Below are 16,059 nucleotides of genomic sequence, written 5' to 3'. Positions count from 1 at the left end.
CCCGAACCGGCTGCCGGGGCCACGGAGCCCGTCGGCACCGCGGCGTTCGCGCCGCCGACGCAGCCCACCGGCGCTCCGGCGGCCGGCCCTGCCGCCTACGGCTACCCGGAGAACGTGCCCCCGCCGCCGGCCATGCCGCCGGGTCCGCCCGCGTACGGCTATCCGGGGCCGCCCGAGCAGTCCCCGGGGCCCGCGTACGGCTACCCCGGCCCGCAGCCGGGCCCGGGCCAGGCGCAGCCCGCGTACGGCTATCCGCAGCCGCAGACGGCGGCCACCGGCTACGGCTACCCGCCGCCCGCGCCCGACGGAGCGGCCCCCGGGCCGGTGCCGGAGCACGGGCCGCTCGTACTGCCGCCGCAGGGACCGCAGTTCCAGCGCCGCTGAGGCGCTCATGGGACGGCGCGCGCCGCCCGTTCACGTCACGTGCGGGCGGGCGGGCGCGCCTGCCCGCACGTGCCGGCAGGCGCGCCCGGCGCTCACACCTGGCTCTTGTAGCCGCGCCCCCACTGCAGGCCCCAGCCGTACAGCCGGTCCAGCTCGGCCTGGAAGCCGTAGACGTACCTCACCTCGCGGCGCACCGTCAGCTCGCCCTTGGTGTTCTCCAGCATGAAGACCGCGCACGAACGGGCCTGCGGCGCCCGCTCGTCCAGCCCGATCTCCACGCGCGGCCCGTTGCTCGGGTAGAGCGTGATGATGGCGTGCGTGCGGTCGAAGGCCGGGGTGCCGTCGTAGATGTAGACGAAGATCAGCAGGCGCTTGAACTCCTCCTGGTGGTCGAGGTTGATGTAGAGCGTCTCGCCCGACCCCGAGCCGAACCGGTCGTCGCCGCTGAGCTGGATGTACGGCGCGTTGTTGATCTCGCCGAGGAAGTTCCCCAGCGGCTGCACGACGCCCTTCGTGCCGTCCTTGAGCTCGTACATGCACGCCAGGTCGAGGTCGATCTTCACGACCGCCGGGCCCTGCGCCTGCACCACTTCGGGCTTGAAGATCCGGCCCGGGTGCCGCCACAGGCTCTGCCGCCTGCCGGCGTACTCCGCGAAGTCCGTGGTGCGCATCTGCCAGGAGAGGTTGACCCGGAGGTTACCGCTGGCGGCGCCCTGTTTGGTCAGCGAGACCACGGGATCGCGTTTGGTCAGTTTGACGACGTACGACGCTCCGCCGTTGTCGAACTGCGGCGCTCCGCCGCGTCGCCAGTTTCCTAAGAACGACACTTCGCCCCACCCCATCGATCAACACCGGACACAGCCGCGGGACGGCCCGAGGTACCCCACCTCATGGCCGCCCCGCTCAGAGCGTTCCTCAATCAGGCCGTGGTCACACCCCCGAGCTGACCTCGGACTTCGAGGACGACCCCGCGCTCGGCTTGCCTTCCAGACGGTTCTTGCGGACCGAGGAGAAGAAGGACAGGGCGATCAGGAGGACGCCGATGAGACCCGTGATGACCTCGTGGATCTCGTACTTGATGGTGATGAGGAGGATCACCGCCAGCGCGCCGATGGCGTAGTGCGCGCCGTGCTCCAGGTAGACGTAGTCGTCCAGGGTGCCCTTGCGGACGAGGTAGACGGTCAGCGACCGGATGTACATCGCGCCGATGCCCAGACCCAGCGCCATCTCGAAGATGTCGTTGGTGATGGCGAAGGCGCCGATGACGCCGTCGAAGGAGAAGGACGCGTCGATGACCTCCAGGTAGAGGAACATGAAGAACGCGGCCTTGCCGGCCAGGCCCACGGCCGCGCCGGTGCCCTTGGCCTTGGCGGGCGCGCGCTCCTCGCCGTCCTCCGCGTCCTCCTCATCCTCCAGCTTGTCCTCGAAGTAGCCGGAGACGCCGCCGACGATGAGGTACGTGAGCAGGCCCGCGACGCCGGAGAGCAGCACTGTGGCGCTCTTGTCACCGCCGCCGTGCGCCACGTCCGTGGCCACGGTCATGGCCGTGACGAGCAGCGCGACCAGCGCGATGATGACCGAGAGGGTGTCGAGCTTGCCCAGCTTGCCCATCGGCTTCTCGATCCACGAGAGCCACTTGTAGTCCCGCTCCTCGAAGATGAAGTCGAGGAAGATCATGAGCAGGAACATGCCGCCGAAGGCGGCGATCGCCGGGTGTGCGGCGGTGACGAGGTGTTCGTACTGCGGCTTGTTGTTGATCGCGAGATCGACGGCCTCGATCGGGCCCAGCTTGGCCGTGATGGCCACGATGACGACCGGGAAGACCAGCCGCATGCCGAACACGGCGATCAGGATGCCGACGGTCAGGAAGACCTTCTGCCAGAAGGCATTCATCTTCCGCAGGATGCCCGCGTTGATGACGGCGTTGTCGAACGAGAGCGAGATCTCCAGGATCGAGAGGATCCCGACGATCGCGAGCCCCTGCCACCCCCAGAGCACGCCGGCCAAGGCCAGGCCCGCCACCGTGACGGCGAATGACCAGCCAAAGGTTTTCAGGAGCACTTCCTACCCAATCCCTCGTTGTGTGGGGTCCCCCGCGCACGGGTGGACGGCGCTTTACGAAACGTTGACCCCGAAGTCTAGAGCGATGCCGCGCAGACCCGACGCGTACCCCTGCCCAACAGCCCTGAACTTCCACTCCCCGCCGTAGCGGTAAACCTCGCCGAAGATCATCGCCGTCTCCGTGGAGGCGTCCTCGCTCAGGTCGTAGCGCGCCAGTTCACTGCCGTCGGCCTGGTTGACCACCCGGATGAAGGCGTTGCTGACCTGCCCGAAGCTCTGTCCGCGGGCGTCGGCGTCGTGGATCGAGACCGGAAAGACGATCTTGTCGACCTGGGCCGGGACCTTGGCGAGGTCCACGAGAATCGATTCGTCGTCGCCCTCGCCCTCACCGGTGAGGTTGTCCCCGGTGTGCTCGACGGAGCCGTCCGGGCTCTTGAGGTTGTTGTAGAAGACGAAGTACTCGTCCCCGAGCACCCGGCCGCTGGTGCACAGCAGGGCGCTGGCGTCCAGGTCGAACGGCGCGCCGGTCGTGGAGCGCGCGTCCCAGCCGAGGCCGACCATGACCTGGGTGAGATTGGGTGCGGCCTTCGAGAGGGAGACATTGCCCCCCTTGGCGAGTGTGACGCCCATGTTCTTCGCTTCCTCCCCGGTGTCGGTGCTCTGGTCTCAAGCGCGCCCGGCGCCGCACTCCCCTTGGGGCGTACGGCGCCGGGCAGGTGTGCGTCCTCGGTCAGACGTTCACGCCGAAGTCCTGCGCGATGCCGCGCAGGCCCGAGGCGTAGCCCTGGCCGATGGCCCGGAACTTCCACTCCGCGCCGTTGCGGTACAGCTCGCCGAAGACCATGGCGGTCTCCGTCGAGGCGTCCTCGCTCAGGTCGTAGCGCGCCAGCTCGGTGTTGTCGGCCTGGTTCACCACGCGGATGAAGGCGTTGCGCACCTGGCCGAAGCTCTGCTGGCGGTTCTCGGCGTCGTAGATCGACACCGGGAACACGATCTTGGAGACATCGGCCGGCACACCGGCCAGGTTCACCTTGATCTGCTCGTCGTCGCCCTCGCCCTCACCGGTGATGTTGTCCCCGGTGTGCTCGACCGACCCGTCCGGGCTCTTCAGGTTGTTGAAGAACACGAAGTTCTGGTCGTTCCCGACCTTGCCCTGGTCGTTGGTCAGCAGAGCGCTGGCGTCGAGGTCGAAGTCGGTACCGGTGGTGGTACGCGCGTCCCAGCCCAGACCGACGATGACCGCGGTCAGATTGGGGGCTTCCTTCGTCAGCGAGACGTTGCCGCCCTTGCTGAGGCTGACTCCCACGAGTCCTCCCATAGGTTCGAGGGGTACACAATCGCCCCCGTCGTGCATGGCATCAGAACAACGAATTGATCCTAGTGACCGGTTCCCGCCGATGACGCGTTGTCGAAACCGAGGGTGTCGGCTCAGAGGGTGTCGAGCGCCTTGGCGTACTCATTCAGGTCACGCGCGTCGGGCAGGCCGTTGACGACCGTCCAGCGGACCACGCCCTCCTTGTCGATGATGAAGGTGCCGCGCACCGCGCAGCCCTTCTCCTCGTCGAAGACGCCGTAGGCGCGGGAGGCCTCGCCGTGCGGCCAGAAGTCCGACAGCAGGGGGTACTCCAGGCCCTCCTGCTCGGCGAAGACGCGCAGCGAGAACGGGGAGTCATTCGAAACGGCGAGCAGCTGCACCTCGTCGTTGACGAACTTGGGCAGTTCGTCGCGCAGGGCGCACAGCTCACCGGTGCACACGCCGGTGAAGGCGAAGGGGTAGAAGAGCAGCACGACGTTCTTCTCGCCGCGGAAGTCGGAGAGCTTGACGGTCTCCCCGTGCTGATTCTTCAGCTCGAACTCCGGAGCCTTCGCGCCGACCTCGATCGCCATGGGTTCTGTTTCCCTTCGCAGATGCTGAACAGATACCCGCCAACCCTACGTGGCGACCCTCTTCCGGATATGCGTCGAGCCCCCTTCCGGACGGCCTTCCCTGGGCACGGGGGCCGGGGAAGGCTGCGGAAGGGGGCTCGGGGACGTGCCGGCGTGAGAGCTCAGCGCTTGCCGGACTTAGCGGCCTTCGGCGTGACCAGCCGGCTGCCGCTCCAGTCCTTGCCCGCGTTGATGCTCTTCGTCTGGGACAGACCCGCAGTCTGCGCGGCCTCATTGATGTCGCTCGGCTCGACGTAACCGTCGCGTCCGGTCTTCGGCGTCAGCAGCCAAACCGGGGCACCTTCGTCGATCAGACCGATGGCGTCGACCAGGGCGTCCGTCAGGTCGCCGTCCTCGTCCCGGAACCAGAGCAGGACGACATCGGCGACGTCGTCGTAGTCCTCGTCGACAAGTTCCTGGCCGATCGCGGCCTCGATGCCTTCACGGAGCTCCTGCTCGACGTCGTCGTCGTAGCCGATCTCCTGGACCACCTGTCCGGGCTCGAACCCCAGCCTGACGGCCGGGTTGGTCCGCTCCTCCGCGTGGTCCGCGGTCGCGCTCACGGATTGCCTCCTGTCATGTCTTGTGGATATGCCTTGTACCTCGCGCGTGCGCGGGGCATTGGGCGTAGTCCACACGGGCGGGGCGAATCGCGCAAGTACCCGGCCCTCCAGACCGCCAAAACGGTGACGGATACGGCCGTCTCGCCGCAACTGCGACCCCTTCTACCCCGTGCTGCGGTGATTCACGCCACAGCGTCGTGCCGGTCCCATGGGGTACACGCGCGCGACCGGGCCCGGTGAGGGGTACGGACAGCCCGCATGCGGGTGTTCGATAACCGTACGGCCAGCCGCCGGGGGCGCGCGACATGGGCGTATGGTTGCGATTTGGTCTCCCCCGGGGCGCGCCTGTCGGCAGCCGTCTACGAGGGGCGGTTACCCGCAGGTAGAGATGACGTATCCGCGTGCCTCGGTACACGATGGAAGACGGCGCGACACCAGCAGAGACAGAAATCTGACCTCGTGCTCGGCACTTCATGGACTCACATGCGTGCAAAGTACGACACGACCAGAACAGTGAAGGAACAGCGTGGCTTCCGGATCCGATCGCAACCCGATCATCATTGGCGGCCTTCCCAGCCAGGTCCCGGACTTCGATCCTGAAGAGACCCAGGAATGGCTCGACTCGCTCGACGCAGCCGTCGATGAGCGAGGCCGGGAACGTGCCCGCTACCTCATGCTCCGCCTCATCGAGCGGGCCCGCGAGAAGCGCGTGGCCGTGCCGGAGATGCGCAGCACGGACTACGTCAACACCATCGCGACCAAGGACGAGCCGTTCTTCCCCGGCAACGAGGAGATCGAGCGCAAGGTCCTGAACGCGACCCGGTGGAACGCGGCCGTCATGGTCTCCCGGGCCCAGCGCCCCGGCATCGGTGTCGGCGGCCACATCGCCACCTTCGCCTCCTCCGCCTCCCTGTACGACGTGGGCTTCAACCACTTCTTCCGGGGCAAGGACGACGGCAAGGGCGGCGACCAGATCTTCTTCCAGGGCCACGCCTCCCCCGGCGTCTACGCCCGCGCCTACCTGCTGGACCGGCTCAGCTCCGACCAGCTGGACGCCTTCCGCCAGGAGAAGTCCAAGGCCCCGAACGGCCTGTCCAGCTACCCGCACCCGCGGCTGATGCCGGACTTCTGGGAGTTCCCGACCGTCTCGATGGGCCTCGGCCCGCTCGGCGCGATCTACCAGGCCCGGATGAACCGCTACATGGAGGCGCGCGGCATCGCCGACACCTCCGACAGCCACGTGTGGGCGTTCCTCGGCGACGGCGAGATGGACGAGCCGGAGTCGCTGGGCCAGCTGTCCATCGCCGCGCGCGAGGGCCTGGACAACCTCACCTTCGTCGTCAACTGCAACCTGCAGCGCCTGGACGGCCCGGTCCGCGGCAACGGCAAGATCATGCAGGAGCTGGAGTCGCAGTTCCGCGGCGCCGGCTGGAACGTGATCAAGCTGGTCTGGGACCGCTCCTGGGACCCGCTGCTCGCGCAGGACCGGGACGGCGTGCTGGTCAACAAGCTGAACACCACGCCGGACGGCCAGTTCCAGACGTACGCCACCGAGACCGGTGCGTACATCCGCGACCACTTCTTCGGTGACGACCACCGGCTGCGCAAGATGGTCGAGAACATGACCGACGACCAGATCCTGCACCTGGGCCGCGGCGGTCACGACCACAAGAAGATCTACGCGGCGTACGCGGCGGCCAAGGCGCACAAGGGTCAGCCGACCGTGATCCTCGCGCAGACCGTCAAGGGCTGGACGCTCGGCCCGAACTTCGAGGGCCGCAACGCGACCCACCAGATGAAGAAGCTGACGGTCGACGACCTGAAGATGTTCCGCGACCGGCTGCACCTGCCGATCCCGGACAAGGACCTGGAGAACGGCAACCCGCCGTACTACCACCCCGGCCGGGACTCCGAAGAGATCCAGTACATGCACGACCGCCGCAAGGCGAACGGCGGGTACGTCCCGACCCGTATCGTGCGCGCGAAGCCGCTGGAGCTGCCGGGCGACAAGGCGTACGCGACCGCCAAGAAGGGCTCGGGCCAGCAGAAGATCGCCACGACCATGGCGTTCGTCCGCGTCCTGAAGGACCTGATGCGGGACAAGGAGATCGGCAAGCGCTTCGTGCCGATCGCGCCGGACGAGTACCGCACGTTCGGCATGGACGCGTTCTTCCCGACCTCCAAGATCTACAACCCGCTGGGCCAGATCTACGAGTCGGTCGACCGCGAGCTGCTGCTGGCGTACAAGGAGTCGCCGACCGGCCAGATGCTGCACGACGGCATCACCGAGGCCGGCTGCACGGCGTCGCTGATCGCGGCGGGCTCGGCGTACGCCACGCACGGCGAGCCGCTGATCCCGGTGTACGTCTTCTACTCGATGTTCGGTTTCCAGCGGACCGGCGACCAGTTCTGGCAGATGGCCGACCAGCTGGCGCGCGGTTTCGTCCTGGGTGCGACCGCGGGCCGTACGACCCTGACCGGTGAGGGTCTGCAGCACGCCGACGGCCACTCGCAGCTGCTCGCCTCGACCAACCCGGCGTGCGTCGCCTACGACCCGGCCTTCGGGTTCGAGATCGCGCACATCGTCCGGGACGGTCTGCGCCGCATGTACGGCGAGAACAGCGAGGACATCTTCTACTACCTCACGGTCTACAACGAGCCGATCGTGCACCCGGCCGAGCCGGAGGACGTGGACGTCGAGGGCATCCTCCAGGGCATCCACAAGTTCCGGCCGGGCACGGCGGGCAGCATCCCGGCGCAGATCATGGCGTCCGGCGTGGCCGTGCCGTGGGCCATCGAGGCGCAGCGGATCCTCGCCGAGGAGTGGAACGTCAAGGCGGACGTCTGGTCGGCGACCTCCTGGAACGAGCTGCGCCGCGAGGCCGTCGAGGTGGAGGAGCACAACCTCCTGCACCCGGAGGAGGAGCAGCGCGTCCCGTACGTGACGCGGAAGCTCGCCGACTCCGAGGGTCCGTTCGTGGCCGTGTCCGACTGGATGCGTGCGGTTCCGGACCAGATCGCGCGCTGGGTGCCGGGCACGTACCAGTCGCTGGGTGCGGACGGCTTCGGCTTCGCCGACACCCGTGGCGCGGCCCGCCGCTTCTTCCACATCGACGCGCAGTCGATCGTGCTGGGTGTGCTCACCGAGCTCGCCAAGGAAGGCAAGATCGACCGCTCCGACCTGAAGAAGGCCGTGGACCGGTACCAGCTGCTGGACGTCACGGCGGCGGAAGCCGGCGAGGCGGGCGGCGACGCGTAGAACTGGCTGCTGAGCGCACGCGGGGCCCCCGGACAGCACGACTGTCCGGGGGCCCCGGCGCGTTTCACCGCTCGGCGATCCGGAAGGCACGCACCGTGTACGGCGCGTCCGGGACGTACGTCCCACCGCCCGGATACGTGTCGAACTCGCCGGTCTCGGCGCATTCGGCGCTCTGGAAGGTGGTCACGGGCCGTCCCGTGCGGTTCACGAAGGAGCGCGCGGGGCGGCCGTCGGGCAGCGGTACGCAGCTCTCGATGTCGGTGTCGGAGAGCTCGTGGGTCACGCGCGGGCCTTCGTAACCGGCCTTCGGCCAGAGACAGAGCTGCCCGGCGGCACAGGAGCCGGATGCCGCGTGCGCGGCGAAGGGCGTGCTGAGCAGTGCGGCCGCGCCTACCGCGGCGGCGAGGACGGTCGTACGCATACGGATCAACCCCCGTGTGATGACGGTTCTGGTGGCCGCCACGGTGGCCCGTCCGCGTACACGGTGAAAAGGCATCCGGGCCCCGTCCACCCTGATAGGGGAAGACGGGGCCCGGTGGTGGTGCGAGGCGGCGCTCCGAAGCGCGAGGCGGCGCGTCAGATGTGGCCGACGCCGGCGCCCGCCTCGGCATTCGCGCCACGCTTGGTGAACACCGCTACCGCCGCCGCGACGATGGCGACACCGCAGGCGACCGTGAAGGCCAGCCCCATGCCGGAGATGAAGGTGTCGTGGGCGACCGCGGTGATCTTCTCGGCGATCGGCGCGGGGGTGCCCTTGGGAACCGGCGAGATGCCGACCGCGACCGCGTCGGCGGCCTTGTCCAGCTGCGCCTGCGGGACCGGCGGGAGGTGTGCGCCGTTCCAGTTCTCGGGCAGCTTGGTGTCGACCCGGGAGGCCATCACGGCGCCCAGTACAGCCGTGCCGAGGCTGCCGCCGACCTGCATCGCGGCCTGCTGGAGACCGCCGGCGACGCCGGACAGCTCCATGGGCGCGTTGCCGACGATGACCTCGGTGGCACCAACCATGACGGGCGCGAGGCCGAGGCCCAGGAGGGCGAACCAGAGGGACATCGCGCCGGTACCGGTGCCGGTGTCCAGCGTGGACATGCCGTACATCGCGACGGCGGTGAGGACCATGCCGCCGACCAGCGGCACCCGCGGCCCGAACTTGGTGATCATGGCGCCGGCGAGCGGCGAGCCGACGATCATCATGCCGGTGAGCGGGAGCAGGTGCAGCCCGCTGTCCACCGGGCTCATCCCGTGCACGTTCTGCAGGTAGAAGGTGACGAAGAACAGTCCGCCCATGAAGGCGAACGCCATCAGCACCATCAGGATCGTGCCGGCGGTGAGCGGTACGGAGCGGAACATCCGCAGCGGGATGAGCGGCTCGCGGACCTTGGTCTCCAGCACGGCGAAGAGCGCGAAGAGCACGATCGAGCCGATCAGGAAGCCCCAGGTCTTGCCGTCGCCCCAGCCCCAGGTGCCGGCCTTGATGAGCGCCCAGATGAGGCAGAACATCGCGCCGGACAGCAGCACGATGCCGGGGACGTCGAAGGAGCGCGGGGCGTTCTTCGCGCGGTGGTCCTTGAGGATGACCAGGCCGAGGAGGAGGGCCACGACGCCGACGGGCACGTTGATGAAGAAGACGGACTGCCAGTTGACGTGCTCGACGAGCAGGCCGCCGACGATCGGGCCGCCGGCGGTGGACGCGCCGATGACCATGCCCCAGATGCCGATGGCCATGTTGAGCTTCTCGGCAGGGAAGGTCGCGCGCAGCAGGCCGAGCGCGGCCGGCATCAGCAGCGCGCCGAAGAGGCCCTGCAGTACGCGGAAGACGATGACCAGCGACACCTCGCTGGACAGGCCGATGGCCCCGGAGGCGAGGGCGAAGCCGATCACGCCGATGAGGAAGGTCTGCCGGTGGCCGAAGCGGTCACCGAGCTTGCCCGCCGTGATCAGCGCGACGGCCAGCGCGAGGAGGTACCCGTTGGTGATCCACTGGACGTCGGCGAGCGTGGCGCCGAGGTCCTTCTGGATGGCCGGGTTGGCGATGGCGACGATGGTGCCGTCGAGCGCCACCATCATCACGCCGATCGCGACGGAGAAGAGGGTCAGCCAGGGATGGCCACGCAGTCCCCTGCGCGGCTCCGGGGTCGGTGCGTCCGGTATCGCCTCGGCTACCGGGGTCTGTGAGCTCATGTCCCCGACAATAATGTCAGCCACTGACAGTTGACAAAGCATTTCATCAGTCGGTAACTGTCAGTTAGCTCACAGGTATCGTGAGCAGCAGTGATCCATCGAGGAGGGCGGCGCATGAAGGCCGAGGTGACGCCGCGTGAGGGACTGCGCTGCGGACTGCGCGAGCGGAAGAAGCGGCGTACGCACGACGCGCTGATCCGCGCCGCGCTGGAGCTGTGCACCCAGCAGGGGTACGACCACACCACGATCGACGAGATCGCCGAGGCGGTCGACGTCTCCCAGCGGACGTTCTTCCGGTACTTCACCACCAAGGAAGACGTGGTCTTCGCCGTCCAGGAGATCGTGGAGGCGCGCTTCCTGGAGGCACTGCGGGCCCGGCCGGCCGCCGAGGTCCCCCTGGAGGCCCTGCGCAACGCCGTCCTGCTGGCCTGGGACGACCTCGGCCAGGTGATCGAGTCGATCATCCCGGTCGAGCTGCACATGCGGACGTACCAGATGATCGAGTCGACGCCTGGACTGCTCGCCGCGCACCTGCGGCGCAGCTCCGACCTGGAGGAGCTGATCGCCACGGTCATCGCCCGGCGCGAGGGCCTGGACGTGGACGCCGACCCGCGGCCGCGGATCGTGGTGGCGGCGTTCAGCGGCGTGATGCGGCTGGCCGGGCGACTCTGGGGCGAGGCCGGGGAGTGCAGCGTGGAATCCATCCGCGCGATCACCGAGAACCACCTGGACGGCATCGTTCCGGCAATCGCGGGCCAGTGGCGGAAAACCACCCCTTAACGGGACCACATGAGCATCTCGCCGCACTCGTGAGCAGGACAAATGGGCGCGAAGTGTCCGTTGTGACCCTAATGACCCACACTGAAACGTGAGTTGACTCACCCAATCCACGGCCACCGCGCGCCGTCTCCTAGGCTGTCCCGCGGTGACTTCCTTCTCCGAGCTCGGCGCTCCTCCCGGTTTTCTGCAGTCCTCCGCCTGGCGTGCGGCACTCGCCCTGGTGGTGGTGTTCGTGATGCTCGCGGTGACCGGCTGGACGGGCATCAGAGGTACCAGAGGGGACACCGATCCGCTGGGCAGCTCCCGGGCCGCCTGGGCGGGCGGCACCTTCCACGGCCACCGGCTGCCCGACCCGGCAGCGGGACCGCACCGCATCGCGGCGTTCTTCGCCGGGCTGCGCAAGGCGGACCGGCTGCGGCTGGCCGACCGCTATCCGCTCGCCGTCGGCAACATGGCGGGCGCCCCCGCCTCGCTGCGCTACCTGGCCAACCACAAGGCCATGGACCGGGCACGCGACGTGGCCGCGCAGCGCTCGCACGACGGACGGCTGACGCCGGAGGGGCGCCAGGACGCCGGCCGGCTCATGCACCGCCTGGACTCGATGATGCGGCCGGGGCGGCAGATCCTGTCCTTCGACCCGGCCGCCGGCGGCCGCGCCGCCGAGGTCTTCGGCGACCTCACGCACGCCCGCCGGGTCTCGGTCGTGGTGCCCGGCGTGGACACCAATCTGGTGAACTTCGAGCGCACCAAGCGCGCGGACAGCGCACCGGTGGGCATGGCCTCCTCGCTGTACGACGCGGAGCGCGCGGTGCGCCCCGACGCCCGTACCGCAGTGATCGCCTGGGCCGACTACACCGCGCCCGCCGGCATCGGCGTGGACGCGGCGGCCGGGCAGCTGGCGCAGGCGGGCGCGCAGCGCCTGGAATCGATGGTCGGCGCGCTGCCGACCGGCGCCGACGTCTCGCTGTTCTGCCACAGCTACGGCTCCGTGGTGTGCGGGGTGGCGGCCCGCGCGCTGCCCTCCCGGGTCGGCGACATCGTGGTGGCGGGCAGCCCCGGCATGCGCGCCCGGAACGCCGCCGCGCTGCACACCACCGCCCGGGTGTGGGCGATGCGGGACTCCGACGACTGGATCCAGGACGTGCCCAACCTGGAGCTGGGCGGGCTGGGGCACGGCGCCGACCCGGTGGACCCGGCGTTCGGCTCCCGGGTGCTCTCCGCGGCGGGCGCGAACGGCCACGCGGGGTACTTCACCCGGGGGACGCAGAGCCTGTCCAACTTCGCGCTCGTCGGAGTCGGCGCGGTCGCGGGCGTCAGCTGCGCGGCCGACGACGGGAACTGCTCGGCCGACCTGGCGTGAGGGCCGGCCCGGCGCCGTACGGGACCGGCGGCCGGCCGGAGCCGCCAACGGGGCCGGGGAACGGCGTGACGCGCGTAGCGCAGTGCTGTACGGAAGGGGGACGGGCGGGCTGCCCGCCGCTTACGATGAACCGCATGGGTGATGTGCTGGCCGGTTTTCATGCCGTCTGGGAGTTCGACACGGACTCCGTGCTCATCCGCTTCGAACGGGGGATCCGCAAGCCCAAGCTGTTCCAGGCGCTCGGCGAGCGCCGCATCCCCTACGAAGCGCTGAGCTCGGTGAAGCTCTCGCGGGGCAGGCGCGGGACGGTGGTCCTGCATGCCCGGCCCCGGCCGGGCGCCGACCCGCTGATGGACGCCGCCGACGGGCAGCTGAAGGACGACGCCGACCCGTACCGCCTGGTGCTCCCCGCCGACCGCGCCGAGCAGGCCGAGTACTACCGCGACCAGCTGACCGGCCTCCTCGGCCCGTACGCGGCGGGCCCCGCCGACCAGCACCTCGTGGCGGCCCCGGAGCCGCCGCTGACCTTCAAGGCGTACGACGGCAAGGCGTCCTTCGACGGCAGCTCGGTGGCGTTCCGCTGGTTCTGGACCGGCGCCTCGTCCGCGAAGTGGAAGTCCGGCGACCAGAGCTTCCCGGTCGACGGGCTGGCCGGCGTGGTGTGGCGCTCCCCGGAGAACGGCAGCTCGGCGCCCGCGCCGCCCGGCGCGTGGCACAACGGCTACCTGCGGCTGCTGGCGCACGGCACCGAGGAGGAGGGCCAGGGCGGCGCCGACCAGGACCCGGCCTCGGTGATCTTCGGCCTCGGCTACGGCCCGGTCCACGAGTCGCTGCCGTTCGCCGCGGCCGTCCTGCAGGCCGTACGGACCGCGGGCCCGGCCCCCGCGCCCGCACCCCAGCGCCGCACCCTGGAGCCGCACCGCGGCCCCGCCGACATCGCCGACCGCATACGGCAGCTCGGCGAGCTGCACGACGCGGGACTGCTGACGGACGCCGAGTTCAGCGCGAAGAAGGCGGAACTGCTGGCGGAGCTGTAGGGCTCCTACGGTGCGGTGACCGCTTTCGGTACGGCGCCGTGATGAGCCGCCGTACGGCGGAGGGGCGGCGCTTCGTACGACAGGGCGGCGGGCCTTCGTACAGCGAGGCGGCCTGTCCGGTGCGACCGGCGGGGCCGGCCCTCGTACCGCCGCTCCTGATACCCAGGTATGACCCCGGACCGACGACTCCGGTATGACGCCCCGGCGTACCCGGCCCGCATACGCTGATCCGGCGATGTCCACGTCCTCCCCTTCCTCCCCCTCCTCCGGCCCCTCCCCCGGGCCGCTCTTCGGCGCGGGCCGGCCCCGCTGGCTGCAATGGCTGCCGTACGTCGTCGCCTTCGGGTTCACCGTCTCGCTGCTGCCCATCACCATCGTCGTGCTGACCGACGACTACGGCTTGAACGCCGGACTGGCCGGTGCGCTCGGCGTCGCCCAGACCGCCCCGCTGCTGCTGGCGGTGGTCCGCCCGCTGCAGGCGTGGTGGGTGATCTTCGCGGCCGACCTCGCCGCCGGTTTCGCGCTGGCGCTCATCCCCGTCCACCAGGGCACCAGCTGGCCCTGGCCGCCGCCCACCATCGTGGGGTACCTCGCCCTGGCGCTCGCCCTCGGGCTGCGCGAGCGGCGCCGCGTACTGCTCGCCGTGTGGCTCGCCACCGGCGCCGCCGGCATCCTCTTCGGAGGCCTGCGGCCCGCCCGCTCCGACGCCACCTGGCTGCTGCTCTTCGTACTCTCCGGCGTGGTCCTGCTGCTGGCGGGCGCGCTGCGGGAACGCGGCGACGCCCGGCGCCAGTTGGCGGAGCAGGAAACGATCAGTGAGGCGGAGCGCGCCCGGCGCACGCTGCTGGAGGAGCGCACCCGCATCGCCCGCGAGCTGCACGACGTCGTCGCGCACCACATGTCGGTGATCACGGTGCAGGCGGACAGCGCGCCGTACCGCCTCCAGGGACTCCCGCCGGAGGCCGCCGAGGAGTTCGGGACGATCGCCGCGACCGCACGCGAGTCGCTGGGCGAGATGCGCCGACTGCTGGGCGTGCTGCGCAGCGAGGAGAGCGAGCGGCACGGCGGCCCCGAGAAGGCGCCGCAGCCGGGCCTGGACCAGCTGTCGCGGCTGGTGGAGGGGACCGTACGCGCGGGTGTGCCGGTGGAATTGACGCTCTCCCGGGCGCTCGGCGAACTCCCGCCCGCCGTCGGCCTGTCGGGGTACCGCATCGTGCAGGAGGCGCTGTCGAACGTCGTACGGCACGCGCCCGGCGCGCGCACCCGCGTCTCGGTCACGCCGGACCGCACGAGCCTGACCGTCCTGGTCGTCAACGGCCCGCCGCCGCGCCCCGCCGCGCCGCTGGAGACGACCGGAACCGGCCACGGCCTGGTCGGCATGCGCGAGCGCGTACGCCTGCTGGACGGCACCCTGGACACCGGCCCCCTGCCGGACGGGGGTTACCGTGTCGCCGCCCGGCTCCCGCTCACGGAGCCCCCGACGGGGAAGGACCCGACACGCGCATGACCACCCGCGTGATCATCGTTGACGACCAGGCCATGGTGCGGGCGGGCTTCGCCGCGCTGCTCGCCGCGCAGAGCGACATCGACGTCGTCGGCGACGCGGAGGACGGGGCGCGCGGCGTCGAACTGAGCCGCCGCAGCCACCCCGACGTGGTGCTGATGGACGTCCGGATGCCGGAGATGGACGGCCTGGAGGCGGCCCGGCAGCTGCTCTCCCCGCCCCCGGGCGTCGTGCACCGCCCGAAAGTGCTGATGCTCACCACCTTCGACGTCGACGACTACGTGTACGAAGCGCTGCGCGCCGGCGCGTCCGGCTTCCTGCTGAAGGACGCGCCGCCGGCCGACCTGATCTCGGCGGTACGGGTCGTGGCGGCCGGCGAGGCACTGCTCGCCCCCTCGGTGACCCGCCGTCTGATCGCCGACTTCGCGCGGCAGCGCCCTGCGCCCCGCAAGGACCGCGCCTCGCTGCGTCTGAACGGCCTCACCCCGCGCGAGACCGAGGTGCTGGAGCTGATCGCGCGCGGCCTGTCCAACCAGGAGATCGCGGCCGAACTGGTGCTGGCCGAGCAGACGGTGAAGACCCACATCGGACGGGTGCTGGCCAAGCTGGACCTGCGCGACCGCGCCCAGGCCGTGATCTTCGCGTACGAGTCGGGCCTGGTGACACCGGGCACGTCGTAAGAAACGGGGAGCTGCGCCCCGTAAGGGGCGCGGGGAACTGCGCGCTCAGCCACAACGGTGCCGCGCCCGGCCATCGGCCACGTCCCCCACCCCCTACCCCGGTATCACCGGGCAGTTGGCCCCATGGTGTGACGCCTCACCACCCTTCCCCTTCCTACGTTTCCCTCCGCCAGATCACCGGAAGAGGGGAACACCGTCATGCCGCTGCGCACACCGCCGCGTACCGCGGACACCGGACGCGCGACGGACAACCACGCAACGGACGACCGTCCCGCACCGGCACGCCGCCGCGCCCCGCGGCACCGCGGCCTGGCGGCCCTCGCCGCC

General features: G+C 70.1%; 14 protein-coding genes and 1 pseudogene. 7 read left to right on the top strand and 8 right to left on the bottom strand.

What is annotated here, in order from left to right; genetic code table 11:
* Positions 1-384: pseudogene (locus ABT381_RS30710) on the top strand (hypothetical protein); the annotation flags it as partial.
* Positions 385-476: 92 nt separating this feature from the next.
* Here ABT381_RS30710 and ABT381_RS30705 read toward each other — a convergent pair.
* The 6 genes from ABT381_RS30705 to ABT381_RS30680 form a co-directional block, all read right to left on the bottom strand.
* Positions 477-1,211, bottom strand: a complete 735-nt coding sequence (locus ABT381_RS30705) for a TerD family protein (protein WP_351599932.1) — start codon at positions 1,209-1,211, stop codon at positions 477-479.
* Between the two features lie 103 nt (positions 1,212-1,314).
* Complete coding sequence (locus ABT381_RS30700) at positions 1,315-2,445, bottom strand: DUF475 domain-containing protein (protein ID WP_351599930.1); 1,131 nt, start codon at positions 2,443-2,445, stop codon at positions 1,315-1,317.
* A 54-nt stretch (positions 2,446-2,499) separates the two neighbouring features.
* Positions 2,500-3,075: a TerD family protein gene (locus ABT381_RS30695; RefSeq protein ID WP_351599928.1), complete on the bottom strand. Its 576-nt coding sequence runs from the start codon at positions 3,073-3,075 to the stop codon at positions 2,500-2,502.
* Between the two features lie 100 nt (positions 3,076-3,175).
* A complete protein-coding gene (locus tag ABT381_RS30690; RefSeq protein ID WP_351599926.1) occupies positions 3,176-3,751 on the bottom strand; it encodes a TerD family protein in 576 nt (191 codons plus the stop codon).
* Between the two features lie 122 nt (positions 3,752-3,873).
* Entirely contained in the window at positions 3,874-4,332 is a 459-nt protein-coding gene (locus ABT381_RS30685; RefSeq protein WP_351599924.1) for a peroxiredoxin, read from the bottom strand.
* 161 nt (positions 4,333-4,493) lie between these two features.
* Positions 4,494-4,934, bottom strand: coding sequence for a DUF3052 domain-containing protein (locus tag ABT381_RS30680; RefSeq protein WP_031055156.1), 441 nt, complete (start codon positions 4,932-4,934; stop codon positions 4,494-4,496).
* A gap of 526 nt (positions 4,935-5,460) precedes the next feature.
* Between ABT381_RS30680 and aceE the strand changes: the two genes are divergently transcribed.
* The gene (gene aceE / locus ABT381_RS30675; RefSeq protein WP_351599923.1) at positions 5,461-8,193 is read left to right on the top strand and encodes a pyruvate dehydrogenase (acetyl-transferring), homodimeric type; all 2,733 of its coding nucleotides are present in this window, start codon (positions 5,461-5,463) and stop codon (positions 8,191-8,193) included.
* Positions 8,194-8,257: 64 nt separating this feature from the next.
* Here the strand turns inward: aceE and ABT381_RS30670 are convergent, their stop codons facing one another.
* The gene (locus tag ABT381_RS30670; protein ID WP_351599922.1) at positions 8,258-8,614 is read right to left on the bottom strand and encodes a peptidase inhibitor family I36 protein; all 357 of its coding nucleotides are present in this window, start codon (positions 8,612-8,614) and stop codon (positions 8,258-8,260) included.
* A gap of 155 nt (positions 8,615-8,769) precedes the next feature.
* On the bottom strand, positions 8,770-10,371 hold the full coding sequence (locus ABT381_RS30665) for an MFS transporter (protein ID WP_351599920.1): 1,602 nt from the start codon (positions 10,369-10,371) through the stop codon (positions 8,770-8,772).
* Between the two features lie 114 nt (positions 10,372-10,485).
* Here ABT381_RS30665 and ABT381_RS30660 point away from each other — a divergent pair, with 114 nt between their 5' ends.
* From ABT381_RS30660 to ABT381_RS30640, 5 genes are all read left to right on the top strand, one after another.
* Complete coding sequence (locus tag ABT381_RS30660; protein WP_351599918.1) at positions 10,486-11,151, top strand: TetR/AcrR family transcriptional regulator; 666 nt, start codon at positions 10,486-10,488, stop codon at positions 11,149-11,151.
* A gap of 145 nt (positions 11,152-11,296) precedes the next feature.
* The gene (locus ABT381_RS30655; protein WP_351599916.1) at positions 11,297-12,511 is read left to right on the top strand and encodes an alpha/beta hydrolase; all 1,215 of its coding nucleotides are present in this window, start codon (positions 11,297-11,299) and stop codon (positions 12,509-12,511) included.
* A gap of 134 nt (positions 12,512-12,645) precedes the next feature.
* Positions 12,646-13,548 (top strand): DUF4429 domain-containing protein, encoded by a 903-nt coding sequence (locus ABT381_RS30650; RefSeq protein ID WP_351599914.1) that lies wholly within the window; start codon positions 12,646-12,648, stop codon positions 13,546-13,548.
* 235 nt (positions 13,549-13,783) lie between these two features.
* On the top strand, positions 13,784-15,055 hold the full coding sequence (locus tag ABT381_RS30645; protein ID WP_351599912.1) for a sensor histidine kinase: 1,272 nt from the start codon (positions 13,784-13,786) through the stop codon (positions 15,053-15,055).
* Positions 15,052-15,732: a response regulator gene (locus ABT381_RS30640; RefSeq protein WP_351599910.1), complete on the top strand. Its 681-nt coding sequence runs from the start codon at positions 15,052-15,054 to the stop codon at positions 15,730-15,732. Before ABT381_RS30645 ends, ABT381_RS30640 begins: the two co-directional genes overlap by 4 nt.
* Positions 15,733-16,059: the final 327 nt, after the last annotated feature.

Source organism: Streptomyces sp. NPDC000151, assembly GCF_040301705.1.
Lineage (GTDB): Bacteria > Actinomycetota > Actinomycetes > Streptomycetales > Streptomycetaceae > Streptomyces.
This window is presented reverse-complemented; position numbering and strand designations above follow the sequence as displayed.

Coding starts and splice junctions, on each gene's coding strand:
- ABT381_RS30640 (WP_351599910.1), top strand. CDS start 15,052: ATGACCACCCGCGTGATCATCGTTGACGACCAGGCCATGGTGCGGGCG.
- ABT381_RS30645 (WP_351599912.1), top strand. CDS start 13,784: ATGTCCACGTCCTCCCCTTCCTCCCCCTCCTCCGGCCCCTCCCCCGGG.
- ABT381_RS30670 (WP_351599922.1), bottom strand. CDS start 8,614: ATGCGTACGACCGTCCTCGCCGCCGCGGTAGGCGCGGCCGCACTGCTC.
- ABT381_RS30665 (WP_351599920.1), bottom strand. CDS start 10,371: ATGAGCTCACAGACCCCGGTAGCCGAGGCGATACCGGACGCACCGACC.
- ABT381_RS30685 (WP_351599924.1), bottom strand. CDS start 4,332: ATGGCGATCGAGGTCGGCGCGAAGGCTCCGGAGTTCGAGCTGAAGAAT.
- ABT381_RS30650 (WP_351599914.1), top strand. CDS start 12,646: ATGGGTGATGTGCTGGCCGGTTTTCATGCCGTCTGGGAGTTCGACACG.
- ABT381_RS30660 (WP_351599918.1), top strand. CDS start 10,486: ATGAAGGCCGAGGTGACGCCGCGTGAGGGACTGCGCTGCGGACTGCGC.
- ABT381_RS30695 (WP_351599928.1), bottom strand. CDS start 3,075: ATGGGCGTCACACTCGCCAAGGGGGGCAATGTCTCCCTCTCGAAGGCC.